Origin of the sequence: Binatus sp. (SeqCode) (assembly GCF_049584895.1) — a bacterium.
Lineage (GTDB): Bacteria > Desulfobacterota > Binatia > Binatales > Binataceae > Binatus.
In genome coordinates, this window is record NZ_JBAUYR010000141.1 from 1 (window position 1) to 22,439 (window position 22,439).

At 61.7% G+C, this 22,439-nt stretch carries 22 protein-coding genes; 5 read left to right on the forward strand and 17 right to left on the reverse strand.

Features of this window, described 5'->3' with window-relative positions:
• Together serA and WB650_RS23255 are read left to right on the forward strand one after the other, a co-directional pair.
• Positions 1-1,575, forward strand: a 1,575-nt coding sequence (gene serA / locus WB650_RS23250) for a phosphoglycerate dehydrogenase (RefSeq protein ID WP_423962227.1), incomplete at its 5' end; no start/stop codon positions are given.
• Positions 1,576-1,655: 80 nt separating this feature from the next.
• The gene (locus WB650_RS23255) at positions 1,656-2,951 is read left to right on the forward strand and encodes an adenylosuccinate synthase (RefSeq protein WP_422302394.1); all 1,296 of its coding nucleotides are present in this window, start codon (positions 1,656-1,658) and stop codon (positions 2,949-2,951) included.
• A 10-nt stretch (positions 2,952-2,961) separates the two neighbouring features.
• Here the strand turns inward: WB650_RS23255 and WB650_RS23260 are convergent, their stop codons facing one another.
• From WB650_RS23260 to WB650_RS23275, 4 genes are read right to left on the reverse strand one after another with little or no spacing between them, the layout of a single operon-like run.
• Positions 2,962-4,152, reverse strand: coding sequence for a serine hydrolase domain-containing protein (locus WB650_RS23260; protein ID WP_422302392.1), 1,191 nt, complete (start codon positions 4,150-4,152; stop codon positions 2,962-2,964).
• Positions 4,153-4,212: 60 nt separating this feature from the next.
• Positions 4,213-5,127, reverse strand: a complete 915-nt coding sequence (locus WB650_RS23265) for a polysaccharide deacetylase family protein (RefSeq protein WP_422302390.1) — start codon at positions 5,125-5,127, stop codon at positions 4,213-4,215.
• A 50-nt stretch (positions 5,128-5,177) separates the two neighbouring features.
• The gene (locus WB650_RS23270) at positions 5,178-6,152 is read right to left on the reverse strand and encodes a formyltransferase (protein WP_422302388.1); all 975 of its coding nucleotides are present in this window, start codon (positions 6,150-6,152) and stop codon (positions 5,178-5,180) included.
• A 9-nt stretch (positions 6,153-6,161) separates the two neighbouring features.
• The gene (locus WB650_RS23275; RefSeq protein WP_423962229.1) at positions 6,162-7,238 is read right to left on the reverse strand and encodes a glycosyltransferase; all 1,077 of its coding nucleotides are present in this window, start codon (positions 7,236-7,238) and stop codon (positions 6,162-6,164) included.
• A gap of 151 nt (positions 7,239-7,389) precedes the next feature.
• Here WB650_RS23275 and WB650_RS23280 point away from each other — a divergent pair, with 151 nt between their 5' ends.
• Positions 7,390-9,120: a glycosyltransferase family 39 protein gene (locus tag WB650_RS23280; protein WP_422302384.1), complete on the forward strand. Its 1,731-nt coding sequence runs from the start codon at positions 7,390-7,392 to the stop codon at positions 9,118-9,120.
• 71 nt (positions 9,121-9,191) lie between these two features.
• Positions 9,192-9,866, forward strand: coding sequence for a helix-turn-helix domain-containing protein (locus tag WB650_RS23285; protein ID WP_422302383.1), 675 nt, complete (start codon positions 9,192-9,194; stop codon positions 9,864-9,866).
• Positions 9,867-9,913: 47 nt separating this feature from the next.
• On the opposite strand, the gene WB650_RS23290 is transcribed toward WB650_RS23285, so the two are convergent.
• The 3 genes from WB650_RS23290 to purE are packed head-to-tail and all read right to left on the reverse strand — an operon-like array spanning position 9,914 to position 12,154.
• Entirely contained in the window at positions 9,914-10,579 is a 666-nt protein-coding gene (locus tag WB650_RS23290) for a hypothetical protein (RefSeq protein WP_422302381.1), read from the reverse strand.
• Entirely contained in the window at positions 10,576-11,637 is a 1,062-nt protein-coding gene (locus WB650_RS23295) for a DSD1 family PLP-dependent enzyme (protein ID WP_423962232.1), read from the reverse strand. Before WB650_RS23295 ends, WB650_RS23290 begins: the two co-directional genes overlap by 4 nt.
• Before the next feature lie 22 nt (positions 11,638-11,659).
• The gene (purE, locus tag WB650_RS23300) at positions 11,660-12,154 is read right to left on the reverse strand and encodes a 5-(carboxyamino)imidazole ribonucleotide mutase (RefSeq protein WP_422302377.1); all 495 of its coding nucleotides are present in this window, start codon (positions 12,152-12,154) and stop codon (positions 11,660-11,662) included.
• 97 nt (positions 12,155-12,251) lie between these two features.
• On the opposite strand from purE, the gene WB650_RS23305 reads away from it, so the two are divergent.
• On the forward strand, positions 12,252-13,700 hold the full coding sequence (locus WB650_RS23305; RefSeq protein WP_422302375.1) for a UDP-N-acetylmuramoyl-tripeptide--D-alanyl-D-alanine ligase: 1,449 nt from the start codon (positions 12,252-12,254) through the stop codon (positions 13,698-13,700).
• Between the two features lie 6 nt (positions 13,701-13,706).
• On the opposite strand, the gene WB650_RS23310 is transcribed toward WB650_RS23305, so the two are convergent.
• Genes WB650_RS23310 through WB650_RS23355 form a run of 10 tightly spaced genes read right to left on the reverse strand, consistent with a single transcriptional unit; the run spans position 13,707 to position 22,428 of the window.
• Complete coding sequence (locus tag WB650_RS23310) at positions 13,707-16,352, reverse strand: hypothetical protein (protein ID WP_422302373.1); 2,646 nt, start codon at positions 16,350-16,352, stop codon at positions 13,707-13,709.
• Between the two features lie 19 nt (positions 16,353-16,371).
• Entirely contained in the window at positions 16,372-16,941 is a 570-nt protein-coding gene (locus tag WB650_RS23315) for a gp53-like domain-containing protein (RefSeq protein ID WP_422302371.1), read from the reverse strand.
• Positions 16,942-16,949: 8 nt separating this feature from the next.
• Positions 16,950-17,414 carry a hypothetical protein gene (locus WB650_RS23320; protein ID WP_422304987.1) on the reverse strand — a complete coding sequence of 155 codons (465 nt, stop codon included), beginning with the start codon at positions 17,412-17,414 and terminating at the stop codon, positions 16,950-16,952.
• 2 nt (positions 17,415-17,416) lie between these two features.
• Positions 17,417-18,280, reverse strand: coding sequence for a phage tail protein (locus WB650_RS23325; RefSeq protein WP_422304985.1), 864 nt, complete (start codon positions 18,278-18,280; stop codon positions 17,417-17,419).
• A complete protein-coding gene (locus WB650_RS23330; protein ID WP_422304983.1) occupies positions 18,280-19,449 on the reverse strand; it encodes a baseplate assembly protein in 1,170 nt (389 codons plus the stop codon). The genes WB650_RS23325 and WB650_RS23330 overlap by 1 nt, the downstream gene beginning before the upstream one ends.
• Before the next feature lie 34 nt (positions 19,450-19,483).
• Positions 19,484-19,900: a GPW/gp25 family protein gene (locus tag WB650_RS23335; RefSeq protein WP_422304981.1), complete on the reverse strand. Its 417-nt coding sequence runs from the start codon at positions 19,898-19,900 to the stop codon at positions 19,484-19,486.
• 2 nt (positions 19,901-19,902) lie between these two features.
• Entirely contained in the window at positions 19,903-20,595 is a 693-nt protein-coding gene (locus tag WB650_RS23340) for a phage baseplate assembly protein V (protein WP_422304979.1), read from the reverse strand.
• Entirely contained in the window at positions 20,592-21,608 is a 1,017-nt protein-coding gene (locus tag WB650_RS23345; RefSeq protein ID WP_422304977.1) for a phage late control D family protein, read from the reverse strand. The genes WB650_RS23340 and WB650_RS23345 overlap by 4 nt, the downstream gene beginning before the upstream one ends.
• Positions 21,608-21,850 carry a tail protein X gene (locus WB650_RS23350; protein WP_422304975.1) on the reverse strand — a complete coding sequence of 81 codons (243 nt, stop codon included), beginning with the start codon at positions 21,848-21,850 and terminating at the stop codon, positions 21,608-21,610. Before WB650_RS23350 ends, WB650_RS23345 begins: the two co-directional genes overlap by 1 nt.
• Positions 21,847-22,428, reverse strand: coding sequence for a phage tail protein (locus WB650_RS23355; RefSeq protein ID WP_422304973.1), 582 nt, complete (start codon positions 22,426-22,428; stop codon positions 21,847-21,849). Before WB650_RS23355 ends, WB650_RS23350 begins: the two co-directional genes overlap by 4 nt.
• Positions 22,429-22,439 lie beyond the last annotated feature (11 nt).

Sequence of the window (22,439 nt, forward strand, 5' to 3'; positions counted from 1 at the left end):
CTTCTAAGCGACTCGCTTGCGGCGCAGGGGATCGAGGTCCTCAAGCGCTTCCCGCAGTTACAGTTTGACGTCAAGACGGGCCTCAAGCCCGACGAACTCGCGAAAATAATCGCACCCTACGACGCGCTGCTGATTCGCAGCGGCACGCGCGTCACCCGCGAAGTGATCGATGCGGCCACCTCGCTCAAAGTGATCGGGCGCGCCGGCGTCGGAGTCGACAACGTCGATATCGAAGCGGCGACGCGCCGCGGAATCGTCGTGATGAACAGCCCGACCGGCAACAGCGTCACCACCGCCGAGCACGCGGTCACGATGATGATGGCGCTGGCGCGGCATATTCCGGCCGCCAACTCCTCGATTCACGCGGGCAAATGGGAACGCAGCAAATTTACCGGCACGGAGGTCTGTAACAAGACGCTCGGCGTCGTGGGTCTCGGAAATATCGGGCGAATCGTCGCTGACCGCGGTCTTGGGCTCAGGATGAAAGTGATCGGATACGATCCGATCCTGACAGCTGAAGCTGCGGGACGCGTCGGCGTCGAGCTGGTCAGTCTCGACGAGCTTTTTGCGCGGGCCGACTTCATCACCGTTCATACCCCGTTGACCGACGACACGCGGGGAATTGTCGGCGCCGCGGCATTCGCGAAGATGAAGAAGGGCGTGCGAATCATCAACTGCGCCCGCGGCGGTATCGTCGACGAGGCAGCGCTCGCCGACGCGCTGAAATCCGGCAAAGTGGCCGGCGCCGCGCTCGACGTGTTCGTCGAGGAACCGCCGCCTGCAAATCATCCGCTGCTCCAGCTCGACTCTGTGATCGCGACGCCGCATCTCGGCGCGGCCACTGATGAAGCGCAAGTCCAGGTCTCGGTGGATATCGCGCATCAGGTTGCAGAGTTCCTGATTGACGGCACGATTCGTCAGGCGGTCAATATCCCGGCGCTGTCGACCAAGGAGCTCGAAATACTCGGGCCTCATCTGACACTTGGCGAAAAGCTGGGCAGGCTCGCGGCGCAACTGATCACCGACGCGCCCACTGAGCTGACGCTTGCGTTCGGCGGTGAGGCCGCGAATCTCAAGCCCGACGCGATCACGGCCGCCGTCCTGAAGGGCTTGATGAGCGGGTTCCTCGACGAGGATTTGAATTACGTCAACGCGCCGTTTATCGCACGCGAGCGCGGAATTAGCATTGTCGAAACGCGCTCGCGCGAAGTGACCGATTACGTCAACACGCTGACGCTGAGGGTTCGCACCGGTGCCGGAGAGCATGAAGTCTCTGGGGCAGTGCTGGGAAATCGCGCGCTGCGCCTGACTCGAATCGACGGCTACCGCGTCGAGGCGGTGCCCGAGGGCTACTTCCTGATGCTTCATAATCGCGACGTGCCCGGCGTGGTCGGCGCGGTGGGCACAATGCTGGGGCAGGCGGGAATAAATATTGGCGGGTTGGAACTCGGCCGCGATCGCGTGGGAGGAACCGCGCTCAGCATTTTCGAAGTGGACGAACCCGTGCCGGGCGCCGTTCTCGACAAGCTCAAGACGATTCCCGCGATTACGGCGGCGTCGCTGCTCAAGCTCTGAATTTATTTCGCGCGTGGCAAGTTTCAGCGCGACAGGTGCGCGCGGAGGCCGCGAAACTTGACGCCGGTCGGGGGAGAGACATGAAAACAGTTGCCGTGGTCGGCACGCAGTGGGGCGATGAGGGCAAGGGCAAGATTGTCGATATGCTCGCGGCCGACGCCGACGTGGTCGTCCGCTTCCAGGGCGGAAACAACGCCGCCCACACGCTGGTGGTCGGCGGGAAAAAGTTTGTGTTGCGGCTGGTGCCTGCGGGCGCGCTTCATCCTGGCAAGGCTTGCGTGATCGGCAACGGCTTAGTCGTCAATCCAATCGCACTGCTCGGTGAAATCGCGGAGCTCAAGCGCAGCGGACATCTCGCCGACGACAGCCTGTTCAAGATCAGTTACGAAGCGCACATGGTGATGCCGTATCATCTGGCGATCGATCGCGCGCGCGAGGCGCGTGCGGGTAAGCGCGCAATCGGCACAACCGGATTCGGCATCGGCCCGGCTTACGAAGACAAGATGGCGCGGGTGGGATTGCGATTCGAAGACTTGCTCGATTTCAAATTTTTCGAAGAGAAGCTCCGCCGCAACATCATCGAGAAGAACGCCTACCTGAAGGCATTGCTCAAAACGAAACCAATCAAGGCCGACGAAACGATCGACGCAATGAAAAAAGCGCGTCGCAAGTTGCTCCCTTATCTGTGCGACACGGGCGCGTTCGTCAGCGAAGCGATCGACGCCGGCCAGCGCGTGCTGTTCGAAGGCGCCCACGGCACGATGCTCGACATCGATCACGGCACCTACCCATACGTGACCTCATCGAGTTGCGTAGCCAGCGCAGTCTTCGGCGGCACCGGCATCGGGCCGGGAAATCTCGAGGCGGTACTTGGCATCAGCAAGGGCTACACGACGCGCGTCGGTGGGGGACCATTTCCCAGTGAGTTCACTGGCTATCTCGCGGATTCATTGCGTGAAGAAGGCGACGAGTTCGGCAGCGCCACCGGTCGTCCGCGACGGATCGGATGGTTCGATGCCGTGCTCGCGCGTTACACCGCTCGCGTCAACGGGATGTGGGCGCTCGCGCTCACCAAGCTCGACGTTCTGACCGGGATCGATCCGATTAAAATTTGCGTCGGCTACGTCGTGAAGGGAAAGCGCTACGACGATATGCCGCCGTCACATCGGATGCTTATCAACGCCAAGCCGATTTTCGAAGAGATGCCCGGATGGAGCGAGAGCCCGGCCGGCGCGCGCACGCTCGCAGAATTACCGTCGAGCGTGCGCCGCTACGTCGAGAGAATCAGCGAACTGGTAGGAGTGCCAATCGCAATGATCGGCGTCGGCAAAGAGCGCGAAGCCACGATCGTGGTCAGCAACCCGTTCGCTGAGTAGGCCGTCACCTCTACGCTGCGCAGACTGCTGCGAGGCTTGAGATTGCGACGCCGCGACGTCCCAGTCGCACGTCGTTGCGGTCGAAACCGTTGGTGGTGTAGCCGATCGAAATCCCTGTCGCCGGATCGGCCCATCCGATCTGTCCGCCCGCGCCGCCGTGACCGAATGCCAGCGCCGAGTTGGTCTTGCCGAAACCGCGGTAGTTCGCGAGCCCGTCGCCTCCGGCCACAACTACTCCGAGCGCGCGGTTGCACTTGACACCGAAAATCGGATCCTTGTAGTCACCCGACCTGACTCGCAAAGCATCTTTCAATGCTTCAGGCTTGATGATCGGCGCGCCGTCGACACTGCGATTGTGCAACAGGCCCTGGTAGAAGAGCGCGAGGTCGCCCGCCGTCATCACTCCGCCGCCGCCGGGCACGCCGGCTTCCATCACATTGGGGCGATTGAATCCTAAGATCGCGTCCTCGGTGACTTCGGTCTCGGGCATCGCAGGCAAGCCGAGTTTCTTTCGCTCCTCATCGGATAGTGCCTCTCCGACATAGCAAAGCTGCGCAACGCGACTTTGAAATTCGCGCGGCAGGCCGACCCGCAATTCCGGAAGTCCGAGCGGCGTCGAAATACGTTCGTGCACGAACTGACGGAAATCCTTGCCGGTGCGACGTTCGATTATTTCCGCGATCACCCAGAAGCCCGACGTCGGATGGTATTCGAACTTGCTGCCGACCGGCCATTCCAGCCGCCACTTGGCAAACCGCTCGAGCCGTTTGCTCTTGTCGCCCCATTCGTCCTGCGGATACGGCGCGTTGGGAAATCCGCCGACGTGGAGGAGCACCTGCTCGACGGTCATCTTGTCCTTACCGTTGGTTCCGAACTCGGGGATGATCTCCGCGACCACCTCGCTAGGCTTGAGTTTGCCCTCGCCGATCAGAATCCACGAGGCCGCCGACATGATCGCCTTGGTGCAGGAAAAAATCACGTAGAGCGTGTCGTTGGTCGCAGGCTTCTCACTTCCACCCTGGACCGCGCGCCCAACCGTGCGCATCGCACCGATTTTTCCGTTACGAGCGATCGCGATCTGCGTCGATGGCAGCAGCCCATCTTTAACTTCGCGCTCTGCACGACTGAAAAGCGCTTCCACTTTTGCTGGATCGAGGCCTACTTCACGTGGACTATCGGCAAAATGATTTTGCGTCGGCATTGCGGAACCTCTGCGTTTGAATTCTAGTCCCCGGGGTATAACACACCCGCGACTGATTCGTCATTCGGGCGGAACGCGCGCCGGCCCCTGCGCCGAAATCCACCCTGCCCGGCCAGGCAGCGTGCTGCGAATCACCTCGCATGCCGGCAGTTCCGCGCGATTCATCCGCCTCGACACCTCGCGCAGTTGCACAAATGTTGCCTCGCGTTCCTTCAGCGCACGAATCAGCGCCGTGAAGCTCTCCAGCTGCCCCATCCCTTCGGTCTCGGCGTGAATCGTATGCACGTTCAGCGCGTCGGGCTTACACAAGCCGAGATAGAACTCGCGCACGGCATCGTCATCGGACAAATCGCGCCGCCCCATCACCTCGTCCAGGGTCGGCAACGTGGTCGGAATCTCCGGCGTCGCGAGAACTTGCCCCTCGACGACGCATTGGTAGGGCGCGATTCCTCGCGTGTCACTGCGATAGTCGAGACCCATCGCGTCGAGCGCAATGAGCGCCTCATTGTTTGTACGCCATCCGGGAGCGGCGAAACTCCTCGACGGTTCACCCAGTATCGCGCGGTATGCCTCGAACGCATCTTCGAGTTCGTTGCGTACGCCGGCCTCGCCGATGTCATCAAGATGATCCTGCCACCGCACGTGATCGTAGCCGTGCACGCCAACCTCGAAGCCGCGCGCTTTCAAGTCGCGGATGATTTCGGGGAACGACAATGCGATCGGCCGCGACGGCAGCAGAGTCCCGGAGAGAACAGTGCGCGTGCCGTACATCGAGACGGCCTTGGTGCGAAACATCTTCGCCAGGAATCCGCGATTTCGAAACACCCGCAGAATCGCGCGCCCGGAATTGTCCGGCCCCATCGACACGTAGAAACTCGCTGCGACGCCCTCGCTCTCGAGCATCGCGGCGAGTCGCGGCACGCCCAGCTCGAGCCCCTGATGGGTATCGACGTCGATCTTTAGTGCGACTTCCACGAAAATTGAAAATCAGGCGCCGGGTCGAGCTGCATGTGACCTCCGCGAAACTAATCGAATTGAATAGTATCTTTGACGCGCGCCGATTGCGAAAGAGCCTCGCGCGCAATGCCTTCGACGCCTCCCTCGAACTGCGCAACCTTCACGATCACACTGCCGTCGCCGGCCGCAATTTCAAGTGCACCGTCCGCCAGTTCGCGCACGACTTTACCGGGCGCACCGCATGGACCATTTCCCGCGCCAATTTTCGCTTCCCATACCAGCAGCTTACGCCCGTCAACGAAACAGAACGCACCGGGATACGGATGCGTCACGGCTCGCACCAGGTTGAAAATTCTTCGCGCCGGCCATCGCCAATCTATCCGCCCGTCCTCCGGCCTGCGGCGCCCGAAGTAACTGCCCTTCGCGATTTCCAACTTTCGCCGCGGCGCGAAGCCGGCGACGATCTTTGGATGCAGCTCATCGATCAGCTCGACGCCCAACGGCACCAGCTTGCGGTACAACATCAGCGCATTGTCGCTGTCGTCGATCGCGACCGCACGCTGCCCTACTATATCTCCGGCGTCCGCGCGCGCGACCATATGATGCAGCGTGACGCCCGTCTCGCGCTCTCCGTTCACCAGCACCCAGTTCACCGGCGCGCGCCCCCGATACGCCGGCAGCAACGACGGGTGCAGATTGAAGGCACCGAGCGGAGCCAGTTCGAGCACGCTCTCGGGAATCAGGTGGCGGTAGGAAAAAGAATAGATTATCGACGGCTTCAATGCGCCGATCGCCGCCGCCACTGCCTCGATGCTCTCATCTATATGCACCGGGACGTCGTGGCGCGCGGCCAGTTCCGCACACGACCGCCACCAGATCTCTTCATGCGCATCGTCGCGATGCGTGAACAGCGCGACGATCGGCGCGCCTATCTTCAGCAACGCGTTCATGCACGCGTAACCCGAATCGTGGTACGCGAACAGCACGCATCGAGCCGATTTCACAGTCGCGCCGGACGCGACGCTCGAGAGGTTGGACTCCACGATTGATCGTCAATCGCGCTTTTCGGCGCGAGAATCATCGGATTTGCGGTCCCCTTCGTAGACCTCGCGCACTTTGTCCGCTTGCGAATCGCCCGGCTTGCGGTCAGGCGCATGGATCTTTCGGATGATGTAGGTGGGGCGCCGTCGCACTTCTATATAGATACGTCCGGCGTACTCGCCGATCAGCCCAAGCGCCAGGAATATCATCCCGATGAAGAAGAACAGCACCGCGAACAGCGTCCACAGCGCACCTTCTTCTTGCGGGCCGTAGATCAGCCGATGCCCAAGGAGCACGACCGCCATCATCACGGCCAGGAACGAAATTCCGATCCCGGTCATGCTCAGCATCTGGATCGGAATCAGCGAAAATCCGGTGATCAGGTTGAGACTGAGCTTCGCCAAACTGAACAAGTTGTACTTCGACGCGCCGCTTGCCCGATCGTCATGACCGACCGGGATCTCGGCGACACGCTTGGCGAACGTGTTCGCCAGCGCCGGTACGAACGCCGCTTTCTCATCGCAGTCGACCACCGTTTCGACGATATGACGCCGATACGCGCGCAGCATGCATCCGTAGTCATGCATCGGCACGCCGACGACTAACGAGGTCAGCCGGTTCTGCAGCCGCGACGCATATCGGCGATACGCCTGGTCGTGACGTTCCTCGCGCCATCCGCCGACCACGTCGTTGCCTTCGTCGATCGCCGCGATCAGCCGCGGAATTTCCTCCGGCGGATTCTGCAAGTCCGCATCGAGCGTGACGACGATCTCACCGCGCGATTGTCGGAAGCCCGCGAGGATCGCCGAATGCTGTCCGAAATTTCGCGCCAACTCCACGACCCGCACGCGCCCTTCTTCGCCCGCAGCAATTTCGCGCAGGATACCGAGCGAGTCGTCGCGCGATCCGTCATCGACAAAGATCGTCTCGCACGGACGGTCCAGGCCGTCGAGCACCGGCTTGAGCCGCGACCACAGCGATGCGAGGTTCGCCGATTCGTTGAAGACCGGCACCACGATCGATACCAGTTCGCCCACGGTGCGCGATACGGCCGAAGTTCCTCGAATCGGTGTTATTTTGCCTGGCAAGCTCAAGAAACGTGCGCGACCTGACCGTCTATCTACCCATCCGAAACCACCGTCGCGTGATGTGATTCTTGCAGACAGCATCGCGAAATTAAAGACAGTGCCTGCCGACCCGGTTGACCGCGGGTGATCAGGTCGCGAGACTGCATCGACGATGCTCGCCGCCAACCGCTCCCTCCGACTCACCATCTATGCGCTGCTCGCTGTGATTCTCTATCTTCCCGGCCTCGGTCGACCCGCGCTCTGGGAGCCAGACGAAGGCCGCTACGCGGAAATCGCGCGCGAGATGGTTTTGTCAGGCGACTATGTCACGCCGCGCGACGACTTCGAGCTGTATTTCGAAAAGCCTCCGCTGGCATATTGGGCCGAGGCCGCGGCAATAAGAATCTTCGGCCCCAACGAATTCGCGGTACGGCTACCGGCCGCGTTGTTCAGTGTCGGGCAAGTGGTCGCCACCGCCGCGTTGGCCGAGGTGATGTTCGGCGCGACAGCGGGATTTTTCGCTGCCCTCGTGCTCGCGCTGAGTCCGCTCTTTTTTGGCTTCGCGCGATTCGCGACGCTCGATCCCGCGCTGGCATTTTTTCTGACTGCTGCTCTGGCGACGTTTTACCTCGCTGCGCGCGAGGATTCATTCTCGCAACCGTCGGCTCGCCGATGGATGCTGATTTCCGCCGCGATGCTCGCGATGGGCACTCTGGCCAAAGGCCCTATCGCATTGCTGCTCGCAGGCGCGATCGCTCTGGCATGGCTGGCGATTGAGCACCGCCTGCGCGAAATCGTGCGGATGCCGCTGGTTTGGTGCGGGCTCATCTATGCCGCGATCGTTCTGCCATGGTTCATCTTGATGGAGGCGCGGAATCCGGGGTTCCTGCGTTTTTTCTTCATCCACGAACATCTCGAGCGCTACACGACGTCGAGCGAACACGGATGGGGCCCGTGGTTCTTCATCTCGATCGTGCTCGGCGGGATGTGGCCGTGGATTTTCTTCGTCCCGCTCGGATGGTCCGCGATGCGCGCTGACGACATCTTGCCCAACAGCGTTCCTGCCTCATCCCGCCGCTCCGATGCGAGCTTTCTCGCCATCTGGTTCATCGTCATCTTCGTGTTCTTCTCGATTCCACGCTCGAAGCTCGGCAGCTACATCTTGCCCGCGCTTCCTCCGCTCGCGATTGTCGCAGGGTACGGCCTCGCGCGACTGCGTGCAGTTGATGACTCGAGTCGCCGGCGCCTTTTCGCGCTCATTGCGATTGCGAACCTGGTGCTCGCGTCTGCTGTCTTCATATTTGTCGAGCTCGCACGCGGGCCGATAAATGCGGCGCTGGGCGCCGACGCATTGCTGATTGCCACCGTTCTGGCCGCTGGCGCGGTTGTGATGTATGCGCTTGGGCGCAACGCATCGCGCGTTACGCAGGCGATCGGCGCGCTTGCGCTCGCGATGCTCGCGACAGTCCCGCTGTCTGCTCGCATCCGCGAAGACGCATCTTCGATTTCCACGTATCGCAACCTCGCGCGAGCGGTTCAACCCTATCTCGCCGGCGACTGCGCGCTCGCCTCGTATCGCCACTATGTTCAATCACTCCCGTTCTACACGCGCAGGCGCGAGACCCGGGTCGAGTATTGGGGCGAGCTATCCGAAGTTTCCCCGCCGACGCCTACGAAGTCGCCGTTCCTTATCGGTTCCGAAGGGCGCTTGCGCCAAATCTGGTCGTCGGGCTCGTGCATGGTCCTGATTGCGAATGATCGCGATCTGAAGGCCCTCGATGATTCACTGAAACCCGCGCCGGTTGTTGTCGGATGCGGGGGAAAAAAGTTCGCGCTTTACAATGGCGCCCTCGCGCCGCCACCGTCAGCAGCCGCTTGCCTCGAGATCAGTGTAAAAAAATAGCGGAACCCGAATCGAGCCACTTGGATTCGGGCGCGTTCGACTGTAGCTTTGCGTGGAGAGATTGATCGAAGGTGTCCGACAAGAAATCCAAATCCAAAAATCAGGCTGCGGAATCCGAAGCTAACGGCGCCGAGTCGGAACCGTCGCTCGGCCACGTGATTACCGAAGCCCGCGAACGCAAGGGCCTGACTCGCGAGCAAGTCGCAACCGAGGCTCATCTGCCGCCGCATTACGTCAAGATGATCGAGACCGACAGCTACGACCAGATTTCGGATCGGCTTTACCTGGTCCCGTTCCTTCGCCGCTACGCAACCTTCCTGGGTCTCGACGCCGAAGAAATCGCCTCCCGCTTCGTCAGCAACGTTCAACATGCCGAGGCGAACGTGGTGCGAATCTCGCAAGAGATCACGATGGCCGAGAAGAAGCCCGGCTCGAGCCGCCGAATCCTGTTCGCAGTCCTCGTCGGAGCGGTCGTTCTCATGCTGGCGGATTTCGCATGGCGCCGCATTGAGGATCACGAAGCGTCGCCTCCAGCCCCGGCAACCTCGCCGGCTGCTATGGGATCCAGCGCGCAAGCGCCGAACGAATCTCTTCCGCCGGTTGCCGTAGTGACGAATCCCGAGGCTGCTCAGCCGCCCTCGTCACCGCCAGCCATCTCCAATGTTCAGCGGCCGGCGACTGTTCCACCCGCGACGAATCGTACCGCTCCGCCGAGCTCTGCTCCGCCCGCCGCCGGTGACGATTGAATCCCCCTCCAGAGAAGAAGGGAGAGGGGCCAGGGGTGAGGTAATCGCTAGTGCAACACGGCGTTGGCGATCTCTTCGGCGACCAGCTCTTTGGCCCGTCGCACATCGTCGCCCGAGTGCACCACCGCGACCACCTTTAGCTCATCCGTCCCGCCTTCCAACGACGCGCGCGCGACGATCACAGTGTCGTAAATCTGGTCCTTCGGGATGTTGTCGTACGGCGTCGGCCCGTTACCCATCGCGTTCCGACGAGCCTGGTAAACTCTGAACTGCTCCGTGACAGAATCTTCGGGCGCTAACGCCTGACGGCGAGCCTCCTGCGCGAACGGATCGACCGGTTGTTGGTTCTCGGCGTCAGCCAGCGGCGGCGGCGCGGCCCCTGCTTGCTCCAGCAACTGCACCATTGAAGGTTCACCGGGGAACATCTGATTCAACGACACTCCCGGCGCCAGCATTTGCTGATTCACCGTCACCGTGAGCGTCACCGAATTATCCGGATTCGACGGCTCGCCATGGCGCCCTGCCCGCAGATCTTCGTTGAGCACGTTCTGTACGACTGGATCGGTGCAAATCGCAACGACGCTGACGTTCGCGGGCACGTTCAGGTTGCCCGCCATCTTGACGTCGGCGGCGTGCGCCGATCCTGCAATAGCTACTGCAATAGCCAGTGGCGCGATCGCGCGATGCAAGCTCACACGCATCGGATTACTCACCGGTACGCACGCGCGGCTTCGATCGGCCAGGTCGCGATCACTTCGTCGCCACGCACCACGTAGTACTCACTGTGCAGGTTGATCGTCGTATCATTATGACTCGGGACGACCTCGATTTTCGATCCCGGCTCGAGACTGCTTTCACCAGCCGCAAGATGCCCGTGTTCCTCCGACAGCCTTGCCACTTTGACCGCAACGTCCTTGCCCATCGGCGGCCCGAACTCGTTGGTTAGCGATTTCATCCCCGCGTCGATTATCGCTCGATCGCCGCGCCGGGAAATGACCGTCGCGAGCAGCGTCAGCGCTGGACGCCCCAGGTCCGGGCGCACGCTTCGATAGGCGCCGTCCATGAAAACGTACGACCCAGCCTGCACTTCGGTCACGTCGGGCCAGTTGCCCGCGATGTCGAAAGTGCCGGTCCCGCCCGCGCTCACTATTTCCGGCGCGAGGCCCGCCGCTCGCAGCGCTTCGACATGGCGGCTGAGAGTGGTCAGCGCCTCACGCGCCGTCGCGATTCGTTTTTCAGCATTCGGAACGAGCACCGCATGGCCCTCATAGCCCATCACGCCGCGATATTTCAGCCCTGCCCGCTTCGCCATCCGCACCAGTTCGACGGTCTCCTCGGGGGTCTCGGTACCGCATCGATGCATCCCGGTATCGACTTCGATTATCACCTCGGCCGGTCGCCCTGCCCGTGCCGCGCCCGCCTCAAACTCGCGCACGTTGAACCCGCTCTCGATTGTGCCGATCAAACTGATTTGCGCCGCAGCTCTGAAGAACCGGTCAATCTTGGCCGGCCCCGCGATCTGATTTGCGAGCAGCACCGGGCCGAGACCGGCGCGCGCGAGCACCTCGACCTCGCCAAGCTTCGACGCGGTTATTCCGATCGCACCTGCTGCGAGTTGCCGCCGCGCGATTTCGGGCGTCTTCGGCGTCTTGAAATTTGGCCTGAGCTTCTGCGGACGCGCGGCGAAGTACTCGCCCATCATGCGGATATTTTCCTCGACCACGTCGAGGTCGAGAATCAATGCGGGCGTGTCGATATCGCGTTTGGTCATCGCACGAACTTTAGCACGGCCGCTAAGGAATCTTCTGCTGCAACAATTCCTGCGCGCGCGCCGCCCGCCATTTTACCAATCGCTCGCCAAGCTTCGCGTCGCCGAGCGCGATTATCTGCGCCGCCATCAGGCCCGCGTTCGCCGCCCCGGCCTTGCCAATCGCCATTGTCGCGACCGGCACTCCCTTGGGCATTTGCACGATCGACAGCAGCGAGTCGATCCCATTGAGCGACGTCGTCGGCATCGGCACGCCGATCACCGGCAGGATAGTCTTCGCCGCGACCACGCCCGCAAGATGCGCCGCGCCGCCCGCGCCGGCGATTATCACCCGCAGTCCGCGGCCGGCGGCGCTCGCGGAATATTCCAATGTGATGTCGGGCGTCCGATGCGCCGACATAATCCGAACTTCATGCGGCACTTGAAGTTCTTCCATGACCTCGGCCGCCGCCGACATGTACTCCCAATCGCTCTTGCTGCCCATTATCACGCCGACAATCGGCGTATTGTTGTCTGCCATCGTGGTCCCTCGTACGCAGCAGGCTGATTATCAACTGCGCGCATGTCAAGCCGCGGCGGTATGAGCGCCGCGGATAATTCGGCACAATGTATTCGCGATGGCGACGCCGATTCCGATCAATCAGTGCGAGTTCACGCTCGCAGAAGTCGTCGAGGCGACCGGCGGCACTTTCGTCCACGCCACCTCGACTGTCTCGGCCATCGATCGCATCCGCGGCGTCAGCATCGATACACGATCGCTCGGGCCCGGATCGTTATTCGTTGCACTGCATGGCGCCGGCGCCGACGGGCACAACTATCTCGCACAAGCCGCCCAACGCGGCGCGATAGCCGCTATCGTCGAGACCGGCCGGCGTCATCCGGCTCTCAATTGTATCGAGGTTGACGATACACTCGCCGCGCTGGGCCGGCTCGCGCGACGCCATCTCGTGCGGACGCGCGAAACTCGCGGGCTTCCGCTCATCGCAATCGGTGGAGCGGTCGGTAAGACCACCACCAAGGAACTCACGGCCGCCGTCGTTCGCGCGTTGTTCGGCTCCGCACTCTCCACGCCAGGCAATCTTAACAATCTGATCGGCGTGCCGATGACGATCTTTACACTCACCGGCGAGCATAGCGCGGCCGTGCTCGAATGCGGCACCAACACGCGCGGCGAAATTCCAAAGCTCGCGCAAATCGTCGAGCCCGACGTCGCGATGGTCCTCAACGTCGATCTCGAGCACAGCGAAGGTCTTGGCACACTCGACGATATCGCCGATGAAGAAGCCGCGCTGTTCTCGACTGCCCGAAACTGTGCCGTCGCGTCGGCTGATGAGCCGATGGTGTTGGCGCGGATTCCGAAACATCTGCGCCGAATCACATTCGGCAAGTCGCCTGAAGCTCGCGTACAGCTCGCCAGTCGAAGCGCCGGCGCACGTTCGCGCATCCGCGTCGAACTTGCGCGCGACATGGTCGCCACCGGAGTCGAACCTCTCATCGAAACTGAAATCGCGCTGCTCGGCGAGGCCGCCGCGCTCAATTGCACCGCTGCAATCGCCGGCGTCGCCGCGATGCGCGCGTCGCCGCTCGAATCGCGCGAGCTCGATGCCGTCGCCGAGGCGCTTGCCAGCGTCCAGCCGGTCGCCGGCCGGCTCGCTAGCACTTCGATCAACGGCATCTTCGTGATCGACGACACTTACAACTCGAATCCGCGCTCGATTCGGGCCGCGCTCGCGGCCGCACGCGAGGTCGCCGACGGACTCAGCGCGCGCCTGGTGATCGCGATGGGCGATATGCTCGAGCTGGGTGACCAGTCCGCCATCGCGCATCAGGAAGCGATTCGCGACGTGATGCGCGCGCGGCCCGCCGCATTCGTCGCCGTCGGCCCCGAGATGAACTCCGCGCGCGACGTCGCATCTCCCCACGCGGACGGCACCGAGCTACTCACGGCGCCCGATAGTGTCGCCGCTGCGGAAATAGTTGCGGGGCTCGTGCAGCCCGCCGATGTGTTGTTGGTCAAGGGTTCGCGCGGAATCGCGATGGAACGAATTATCGAACGGCTCGGTTAACGCCAATCAATGGTCGCCGATGCTGCGGCTGATCTCGAGCCAGTTGGTGCCGTCCCATTTGAATCTCAGTATGTCCACCGAGCCGCTCGCGACGCTCGAGGTGGGCGCCACGCCTCCGGTCCATTTGATTGCACCGTTCGAGGTCGCAAATGCGGGACCCGCCGCAATCGCGCCGGTGATGTATGACTCAACCGTCACGACCTGGTCTGCTATCAACCCGTTGGTCAACAGCGTGTAGGTCAGTCCCGTCGTCGTGGTGGAAATTTTCTGGCACGAGTTGGTTGCGAACAACAGCGTCGTATTGGCCGACACCGTTCCGACGTTCGAACACGCTTCGATGCTCGGCGCGTGATTCAAGTAGCCCACTCGTACGACGCCACCCGCAATCGAATCGGTGAACTGCGTGAACATCATCGTGTCAGGCGCGTTGCTGCCGTCGCCATTGCGAAACGGACTCGAGTCGCCGTAGTTGTTCTGCATCGACAGAATCGGCTGCGGATTCGGCGCGTTGCCGTTGCTGATGCCGCAAATCGTGGTCCCGCCACCACAAACCCACGAGCTCTTGATCGCGGTCGGCCGGTTCAACTGCATCACGAACCCGTTCGGTCCTGGAGCGTCGGCGATTCGCGACGCGTCGATGATGAAGTTGGAGCCGGCGCTGTTGGGATCGAAGATGAAAGACTGCGCGCCCTCGCTGGTCACGCCGGAAAACATCATGTTGCCGTCCGCGCCGCCGCCGAAACGATCGCTGGTCCACGCCTCGATCTTGTTCTGCTCGAAGTCGGTGCCGTAAATCTCGAGCTGTCCGACGAATGCCGACACGATCGCGATGTCGTGGCCGGCGATCAGCCCACCGCGGATTTCCTCGTTGTAGGTCTGCCCGTTGCCGCCGAAAAAGTAACCCCACATGCCGCCCTGGCCGTTGGAGGGATTCGAGATTTGCACATCTCGGAAACTCATATCCTGAACGTTGGCAGTCGATCGATTCGCAACCCGAATCCCGATGCCCGCTCGGCCCAGTTCCAGCCGCTCAAAGGTATCGTGCTGCGTCGCGAGGCCGTCGCCACTGCCGCCGGTCGGGTAATTGTCGACGTCAATGATCACGCCGGCGGTGTTCCCGTTGATTCCCGAGACCGACAGTCCCGCGACTCGCGAGTCGGCAGCTTTGTTCATATTGATCACGGTGCCGCCCGTCACGCCGTGCCATTCGAGCTCGACCGGATGTCCGCCGTCACCATTCTGCGCGGCCGTCAACGAGAGCGTGACGCCCCAGCATCCATACAGATTGAGCGATTGACCGAGTGGGTAAGTGGAGGTCGCGGGAAACTCGACGATTCCGCCAACCGTGCCGCCCGTCGCCGTATGCGCGCAGATCGAATTGATCGCCGCGTTGATTGGCACGCTGTCGTCGTGGCGCATCGTGAACGTTCCCGTCTGCGCCGGCGCTATCGAGAGCGTCACACTGTTCCCGTTCACGCGCGTGATTTGTGCGAACAAATCCTGCGCGGTCGCGGCGGAAGGCATCGCGGTTCCGAAATCTTCATCGGTGCCGAACGAGTGCCCGAAGTCGCGATACAATTCTGCCGTAGCGCCCGGCGCACCCGCGTGAGGCATCACCGCATGCAGCGTCGGCGTGCACGATGCGCCGCTGCACGAATAGATCAGATACGCGATGTCGTTCGCAGCGCCGGTCCAGCTCACCACCAGGTTGTTGTTGGTACTGAGCGTCGCGGGTCCGGCGCTCGTCGAGACCGCCGCAGTCGGCGCCGACCATCCGCCTGCCTGGCTCACTCCGACAATCTGATAAGTGTACGAAACGTTGCACGCGGTGTTATGGCCGGGGATGCCGGTGGCGGAATCCACCTGGCACCCGCCCCCGTTGGCCGCCGTCTTGGTAATGTCCGACGTCGGATTCGGATTCAAGCCGTAACTGTTCGGCGCTATTGTTACGCCGGTGGGAGTATTCGCATCCGAGGCGGCGCCCGCGTGATCGATCTTTATCCAATTCCCGATGTTGAAGTCGCCGATTGAATTAACTGTGACCGTCGCGCTGCCGGCGACAGTGGTGGCCGACGCCGTCGCCAGGGATCCGGTCGCGCCGAAAGCCCTCACGTTCTTGACGCCGTTCAGGCTGACGTTAACGATCGCGTCGCTGCCGTCGAGCTTCGAGCCCGACAAGGTATTGAGCTGCGCCCCGCTCTGCCCGAACGCGAGCGCGTCTCCATTGACTGTCCCACTCGCGAGGTTCGACACCTTGTTGCCATTCGCGTTCAGAGCAGCTTCCAGAGCCGCGCCGGCGCACGCCCATTGTCCGCGAGTGCCGAGAGCGAAAGCACCTGCCCCGCCATTTACGCATGGCGCCGCGCTCTTGCAGTCCCGGCAATAGAGCAGCATCCCGTCCTGCTCGGCGGGCAGATTGGCAAAAGTCGGGGTGACGATCGCGGGTGCGATTGGCTGGGCGCCCGAAAGCCGCGCGTTAATAGCTTCGCGAAACTGCAATCCCGCTCCCACGCCGGTAAAGTTCGGGATCGGCAGATAGGATCCGGGCGGCGGCAGATTCTGCGCCAACGTGTCCGCGGTCGCGACCAGCAGGATCAACGCACCAATCGCTATGCCCCGCAGCGCAGGCGAAATCTTTCGTCTGAAATCCATCACCATTGCGCCGATAGCCTCAGAATCCAATCGCGATCCAGTAAAACCCGCTATTGTTGTCGTTCCCCGCTCCCAGCGCGTTGTTGTACACCCAAAATTGCGTCGTGGTCGGCAGGTTGGTGAACGGGACCATTATCACGTCCTCGCCGTTGCTCGAGCTGCTCGCGTTGGGATTCACGGTAATCGGCAGGAAGACCTCGCAGGCGTTGGGAAAGGCAATTGGGAAACTGTACGGACCGTAGAGTCCGTGCGGGTTTCCGGGCTGGCCCCAATTCACGAAGCCCCACTGGATGACGTACTGGATCAGCCCCTTGTTAATATCGGCGACGGGCAGCTTGAGGTAGCCATTGGCTCCCATCGCGCCGGTGAAGTTCGCCACGAAGGATTGCAACACCCCGATATTCGAGATGTTCACGTCCTGGCGCTGCTTCAGAAACGCGGTGCGATTAGCCAGTTGCTGATGCGGCTGGTTCGAAATTCCGGTGCCGCTGAAGCTAGCGCCACTGGCCGCGCCTTCGACCGGATCGGTTGCTTGTATCTGGTAAACCTCATTTGAGGTGAACTCGGCTGCGTCGATTAGTGTAGCCATTGACTACCTCAGAAAGTAAGCGTCCAGGTTCCGCTAATACTCATTCCCGCGCCAAACACTATTGGTGCAATAGTCTTACGCGCGAGCATCGGAGCCGGCGCGGTGGTTCCGGGAAGTGCCGCGCTTCCATGATTCGCGAATATCGCCAGCTCTTGTACCGTGATTCCCTGCGCGCCGGTGTCTGCCGTCGTCAGCGACCAGTTGAGCGTCAATCCGCCGTTGCCGTCTTCGCTGTGACCGTCGAGCGTTTTGTAATATGCGGGGGTCGTTAGCGCGGTGTCAGTCAACGTCGGTGCGTTCGAACCGGAACCGAATCCCACCGCGGACGCGAATTCGCCGGTGGTATCTCCGCCGAGCAGTGCCGCGAGGGCCGGTAGTCCAGCGTTTACGAAAAGATTGCGACCCTCGTGTTGCCACACGACGCGGCCTCGCTCGATAACTCGAATCCGCACGATTCCAATCGGCCTTCTCATTTCTAACCTCCGTGCAAAACGGCCGCGCCGTTAACGATCAGCGCCGAGTCCGCGACTTCGGGTTGGTTGGCGCCGTAAGTGATCCCGCTATGCCGATAGTGACCGTCGTAAGCGGGGACGATCGGACCGCGCGCATCGATCGACGACCCCAACGCGATCGCAAATGCCAGCGTGTTGTCACTGGGCGCAGTCGCCGAGTCGAGTTGGTACTCCGCGATCCCGCCGAGGGTCAACCTGTCCGAGGGAACCGGACCCGGGTCGGGGATCGCGGGAACTGCAAACCATACCGAGTCGAGCCACGCTCGCGCAGGTTTGAAAAAATTAACCGCCGCCACCGCAGTGGATGCCGCGCCGATCGAAACACCCTGCCCGGCCGCGAGATCGATCATGACACGGAACACCGCCCATCCCTGGTTCGACGGATACGCAACCCCGCCCCAGCTCGTTTGCCCTTCGAGCAGCGAAACTGTGGTCCATCCCAATGACGCGAGCGCCTGCTTGACCGACCACGGTGTGCCACGAAATCGATGCAGCGCGATGGCGTTTTTGAGCAGCTCGCGCTGCGCCGCCTCAGTGAGAGCCAGCTCGGTAACCAGGCCACCGGACTCGATCAGATTGTCCACGTCGATCAGCAAATCGATGTTGGTGAGCGCATCGACGCCCAACGCAACCGGCGCGATCAACTGCCACAGCGGAGATAGGATGTCGAATTGCCACGCCAGAAACGGCAGCGCACCGTCTACCACCGAGTCGATTCTGTAGACCAGCAGCGTCGTGAGATCGAGCGCCGCGAGCCGCGAGATCAACACCAGCAGCGCCTGTGTGCGCGTATCGTTAATCGAAGGCGCGGCCGACAGCTCGGGCATCAGCTGTGCTCCGTGCTGAACGAGGCCGTCAACGAGATCATCGTGCAGTTGGCCCACTGTCCCGCAGTGAGTGGAGTCAGCGTCGGCGAGGACAGCGCCACGCCATAAACGCCGGCGACTGAGAGCGCCGCGATTATCTGGCTCGGCACGATGTCGCGCTGAATCTTGGCGGCGAGCTCGAGCGCGAGCTCCTGCACCGCCGTCGTCGCCGCGGTGATCGTCGCGGTCGGATCAGCATCCGAATAGAGCGTCACCGTCGCCGTAACCTGGTAATCCACCTCGGTGACGGCGAGCACGTTCACGGTGTCGGTTAACGGACGCATCGTGTCGGCATTCAGCTCCGCGGCAACTTTCGCGAGCAGCGCTGAGTTCGCGACTCCCACGGTATTCGGCGCCGGCGACGGTTGTTGCGTCACCGGTCCCGTCAGCACGTACACGTTGACCGACCCGGGAGCGGGGCTGACAACTTGCGCGTCGACGATCGAGGGATCGGCGCCGATCGCGAAGAAGCGGTAGGCACCAATCGGGCCCGCGACGCTGAACTGATTCGGCGCGGCCTGGATGCGCGTGCGCAGATGATCGTCCGTCTCCGGGGCGGATCCGCCGGTGGTCGTGCTCGTATTGGTCACGCTCGCTATCAACGCGTTTGGATTAAGCAGAACATTGACCTGTCCTGCGAGGTATCCATTCGCACCCGCTCCTGGAGCGGTCGCGGCAGCAGCGACACTGGCGATAGTTGCGCCGGCGGCGAGGACGATCGTCGCAGTTGTCGCGAATGCGAACTGCCCGTCGCTGGTACCTGCCTGCGTTCCAGCGGGTATCGTGAACGGTACCGTCAGCGCGCCGGTCAGCGTGAATTGAAGCGTCGTCACCGCGGGCTGCGACGCGAGTCGAGTCACGCTCAACAGTTGGCCGAGATAATCGAGCATCGGGAACGACGCGAAGGCAAGCAGATTCTGCTCGGCCGCATACTGGATCGCGTTGCGCACCAGCGACTCGCGGTACGCATACAAATTGATCAGCAGGCGCTCGACCTGCGCCGGTTGAAGCGTCCGCTCCGCCGCCGCCTCGAACTCGGCGATCATATCGGCAAGGATCAGGTTTGGATCGAGACCGTCCGCATCGTTGACGAACACCGGCGGCGGCAATGATAGAATTCCTGCACCCATCAACTCATCCTTTCATCGCGGTCGGCGCGGCCGGCTAGACCGTCGCTCCCGGAATTGTCACGGTCGTGGTCTGGACCGGCGCCGCAGCGGTGCCCAGCTTGAGCTGCCAATTGAGCGTGACGTCGAGATGCGCCCCCGATTGCACGGTGCCATCGTCGACCGGCTGCACCGTCACCGACACAAGATTTACCCGCGGCTCCCAGGTCGTGATCGCCGAAGTCAGTTCGCTCACGATTGCGGGCAGCGCGAAACTGATCGGAAAATCGATGTACCGCCAGATATCCGCGCCGAACGTCGGCCGCAGCGGATCGCTCCCGCGTGGAGTCGTGACTATTATCCCCAGGCATTGCTCGACGTCGGCGAGTCCCTGCACCACCTCACCGATGGCTCCCAGAGCCAGTGACCAGTCGGCCGACCTGATGTCCGCAAGCGTGATTGCTCCCGCCGCCATCGTCATCCCGCCAGCACGTCGGTGCTTGCCGTCACGATCGTTCCGATTTCCTCGCCGACCTGAACCTGGTCGCCAAGCCGCGCGACACCCGCCAGTACGCCGTTCCCAATTTGCACCTGGCCCGCGCTCTTGATGATGACGTTGCCGCTCGAGTCGATCTGAATCTGCGCGCCGTTTGCCGTAAGGTTGAACGCGGCGCCCTGCGGCAGACTCACAGTCAAAACATGTTCGATGCCGTCGTAGGTGAGCTCCGCCTGGTCCTGAAACTTCAGATCGAGGAGATGAATCTCCGCATTATACTTGAATTCGGTGGTGTCCTCGAAAAACAGATCGAGAATGTGCGCGACGCGATCGTAGTCGAAGTGCGCACCGTCCTTGAACCCAATATGAAATTTGTCTGCGCTGTTCACCGGCGTCACGTCGGCGCTCGAATAGATCGCCCCCAGCACCGCGCCGGCCTCGTCGCGCAAATCCATCAGGCACACGACCTGCTCGCCGATGTCGGGAATCCAGTACACTTTGTCGTCCTGGGTCTTCGCGAAGACGACCGGCAGCCACCAGCTGATCATCTCGTCGTAATCCGGAAACACCACGCGCACCTTTGCATGCGCCAAGTCCTGCTGCTGAACGATCCCCACGCGGAACGTGGGATTGAGCGAAGCGAATCGCTCGCGATATTCGATAATGTCGTTCATGCGCTAACCCTTCGCGCCGCGATCGAGGTTCTGTATCCCGTCGCTCGCGCCAAATGATGCTTTGCGGTCTCGATCAGGTACTTTCCATCCAGCACGCCCCATCCGCTCAGTTGCACATTGCTTCCAGCCACCAGCGCCGGGTTCCCCGGTCCTTCAATCGAAGCGTCCACCAAAACCATGTCGTGCAGATGAAGCGCGGCCTCAGCCTTCACCTGCGCCTGCTGCGCGTTTTCACAGCGCGCCACGATTTTGAGGGTATCTCCCGTCGGCGAAGTTTCGTCCGCAGACACCGACTGAGTAATCAGTTCTTTCGTATCGGGATCGAAGTACGAGAATTCCGCCGCACCGTAGATTCGCCGCGCCCGGTTCCTAAACGAGAATCGAATCGTATCCGATCGTACAATCACTACAGTTGCCGCAACCGACTCGAGTGCCGGCCGCTCGTAAAACACCAATTGCCCGGCGCGGACCGTGAAATCGAAGTTGTGCTCTCGCGCGAGACGCTTCAGGAACTCCAGATCCATCTGGCGCCGCTGAGTGACACGCGCAAACGAAACATCGCTCTCAGACTCGGACGACGCCGTCACCAGCTCTAGCCCATACTTAGTCGCGATCTGCTGCGCGATTTCCACGATGCCCACATTCTCGTACGCCACGGTATTTGCGGTGCGCATCGCGGTGGTGATGTACGCGGCGAGGCAGCGCAGTCGCATCACGTCAGGCGGTCCATCCAGCTCCAGCTCGTCAATCTGAAATTCCCCGCAGTCCAGCAATAACTCGCCGCTATAGCCAATCTGCAGACTGACTACGTCCCCGAGCGTCGGGTACCAGGCTCCCTGCCACAGCTTCGTGGAGTCTTCGAGCTCGAGTTCCAGTTCGCCCGAAGCTCCGTCGAGCCTATCGACATACCTGATCGCAACAACCATCTGGGATACGTCCGCTGAGATATTCACGCCCGAGTAAGTGAGGATCCACTGAGGCGCACGAACTGCATAAGATGTAGTCGCAGCCATTACTCAGTCACCGCTTGGGATACTTTCCAGGGAGGCAAGTTGATTGTGACTACAGCATTCTTCTGGAGGATCGGCACCTCTATCGATATGCCTGCATCGAATACCGGTTCAATAGCCACATTCGGATTAGCCATTATGATCGGCGAATAGTCAGTCGGATCGCCATAGTACCGCCAGGCCAGCAGATCCCAGCGCTCACCCGCCGTCGTAATATGAAGTATGAATTGTCCCGACGGCGTCATCGCGCTGTGCTCCTCACGATCACGGTCGCCGGCACGTCGCCCGCTTCAAGATTGGGCCCCCTCGCGCCTGCTGCCGCCGGGATGCTGAGCAATGCCGACACGCCTGGCGTGAGTGCGTTCGCGCCGACTACCTCCGGCGACGTCGTCGCGATCGCCAGGGGTGATACTGTAGCCGCCGGTACCGCGCTGGAAAGCAGGATCGAGTCGGCGTCCCATTCCTTGAGCGCGAGCGCAACCCGAATCGAGATCGGCGCGCCGCCCGCCGACAATTGCTGCGATTTCACGTTGATCGATTCGATAACAAAGAACCCGCGGAATCCTCCATCGCCGAAAACCAGCGGCTGCGCGAGATGCTCGGCGGCGGTCGCGCGCAACAGCGCCAACTGCGCGGCCGGGTTGGTGAACGACGCGTGCAACATGAGCTCAAACTTCAGCCGCTCGAGATCGTCGCCGACCCACTGCAATTGCGGCTTGCTTTCGACCACCTTTTGCTCGGCGAAATCATACGTCCTCGCGGATTCATAGGCTTCCGGAGATCCGACCACTTCAAATTGAATTTCGCCCAATGCTGCGAACAAGTGATCTCTCC